This window comes from Streptomyces sp. WELS2 (assembly GCF_013870595.1).
Lineage (GTDB): Bacteria > Actinomycetota > Actinomycetes > Streptomycetales > Streptomycetaceae > Streptomyces.
The window spans coordinates 1-2,271 of sequence record NZ_JACBWZ010000926.1 but is presented as its reverse complement, the minus strand read 5'-3'; the positions used below and the strand labels follow the sequence as shown (position 1 = coordinate 2,271).

Sequence of the window (2,271 nt, the reverse complement as noted above, 5' to 3'; positions counted from 1 at the left end):
CCACCTCGGAGGCCGCGGTCCGGCACGCCATGGACACCCACGAGGCACTGCACGGCTCGGCCGTCGACGTGGTCCTGCTCGTGCAGTGCACCAGCCCCTTCCTGCTGCGGGAGGACATCGACGGGGTGGCCGCCGCGGTCGTCGAGCACGGCGCCGACACCGCCGTCACCGTCGCCCCCTTCCACGGCTTCGTCTGGCGCGACGGCGACATCGAGGCCGGGGACGGGGTGGCCGTCGACGGCGGGGCGGGCGGCAACGGCGGGGTGGGCGGCAACGGCGGGGTGGGCGTCAACCACGACAAGTCCTACCGCCCGCGCCGCCAGGACCGCCCCCAGGACTTCCTGGAGACCGGCGCCGCCTACGCCATGGACGCGGCCGGCTTCCGCACGCACGGCCACCGCTTCTTCGGCCGCACCGAGCTGGTCCGCACCGACCCCGCCCGGGTGCTGGAGATCGACGACCCGCACGACCTCGCCCGGGCCCGGGCCCTCGCGCCGCTCTTCGACGCGGACCGCCCCGGCGCGCTGCCGACCGCCGCCGACGTGGACGCGGTCGTACTGGACTTCGACGGCACCCAGACCGACGACCGGGTGCTGATCGACTCCGAGGGACGGGAGTTCGTCGCCGTGCACCGCGGTGACGGCCTCGGCGTCGCCGCCCTCCGTAAAAGCGGCCTGAAACTGCTGATCCTGTCCACCGAACAGAACCCCGTCGTCGCCGCCCGCGCACGCAAGCTGAAGATCCCCGTGCTGCACGGCGTCGACCGCAAAGACCTCGCGCTGAAGCAGTGGTGCGAGGAGCAGGGCATCGCGCCGGAGCGCGTGCTCTACGTCGGCAACGACGTCAACGACCTGCCCTGCTTCGCCCTCGTGGGCTGGCCCGTGGCGGTCGCGAGCGCTCATGACGTCGTACGCGGCGCCGCACGCGCGGTCACCACCGTCCCCGGCGGTGACGGCGCGATCCGGGAGATCGCCAGCTGGATCCTCGGCCCCTCTCTCGATTCCCTCCCCAAGTAAGGACACCCCCTGATGAGCACCCAGTCCCGTCTGCGCACCTTCGGTACGCGCGAGGTCGGCCCCGGCAAGCCCGTCTACATCTGCGGCGAGATCGGCATCAACCACAACGGTGAGCTGGAGAACGCCTTCAAGCTGATCGACGTGGCCGCCGAGGCCGGCTGCGACGCCGTGAAGTTCCAGAAGCGCACCCCCGAGATCTGCACCCCCCGCGACCAGTGGGACATCGAGCGCGAAACCCCGTGGGGCCGGATGACCTACATCGACTACCGCCACCGGGTGGAGTTCGGCGAGGACGAGTACCGGCAGATCGACGCCTACTGCAAGGAGAAGGGGATCGACTGGTTCGCCTCCCCGTGGGACACCGAGGCCGTCGCCTTCCTGGAGAAGTTCGACCTGCCCGCCCACAAGGTGGCGTCCGCCTCCCTGACCGACGACGAGCTGCTGCGCGCCCTGCGCGCCACCGGCCGCACGGTCATCCTCTCCACCGGCATGTCCACCCCGAAGCAGATCCGCCACGCGGTGGAGGTCCTGGGCAGCGACAACATCCTGCTCTGCCACGCCACCTCCACCTACCCGGCCAAGGCCGAGGAGCTGAACCTCCGCGTGATCAACACGCTGGAGAAGGAGTACCCGAACGTCCCGATCGGCTACTCCGGGCACGAGACCGGTCTGCAGACCACCCTCGCCGCGGTCGCGCTCGGGGCGACCTTCGTCGAGCGCCACATCACCCTGGACCGCGCCATGTGGGGCTCCGACCAGGCCGCCTCCGTGGAGCCGCAGGGCCTCCAGCGCCTGGTCCGCGACATCCGCACCATCGAGGCCTCCCTCGGCGACGGCGTCAAGAAGGTCTACGACTCCGAGCTGGGCCCGATGAAGAAGCTGCGCCGGGTCCCCGGTGTCGTCGCGGACGCCGAGATCGCCGCGGCGGCCGGCGAGCCGGTCACGGTGTGAATCCAGGTCACTGACGACGGGACGGTCGTACGCCGATGAGCCCCCGCGCCGGTCAGGCCGGCCACCTCGCCCGCACGCTCGCCTTCGTGGAGAGCCCGGTGCAGCTGCTGAACGTACTGGAGTGGGCCCACCTGCACGCCGGCCGGATACCGGACGACGCGCCGGAGGCGGAGGGAGCCGAAGCAGCGGAGGAAGCGGCGGAAGCCGACCGCGCCGCGTCACCGGCGGGTGGCGCTCATCCGGCCCCGGCGGCCGGGGCGGGTGGTGCCCATCCGGCCACGGCGGCCGGGGCGGGTGGTGCCCA

Annotated in this window: 2 protein-coding genes and 1 pseudogene; all 3 read left to right on the top strand. The window is 72.1% G+C overall.

The window, feature by feature from the left end; all coding sequences use genetic code 11:
- A partial coding sequence (locus H5J33_RS31845; protein WP_181798213.1) for an N-acylneuraminate cytidylyltransferase occupies positions 1–1,016 on the top strand: 1,016 nt, incomplete at its 5' end.
- 12 nt (positions 1,017–1,028) lie between these two features.
- The gene (locus H5J33_RS31840) at positions 1,029–1,967 is read left to right on the top strand and encodes an N-acetylneuraminate synthase family protein (protein WP_181798212.1); all 939 of its coding nucleotides are present in this window, start codon (positions 1,029–1,031) and stop codon (positions 1,965–1,967) included.
- A 35-nt stretch (positions 1,968–2,002) separates the two neighbouring features.
- Positions 2,003–2,271, top strand: a pseudogene (locus tag H5J33_RS31835) (hypothetical protein); the annotation flags it as partial.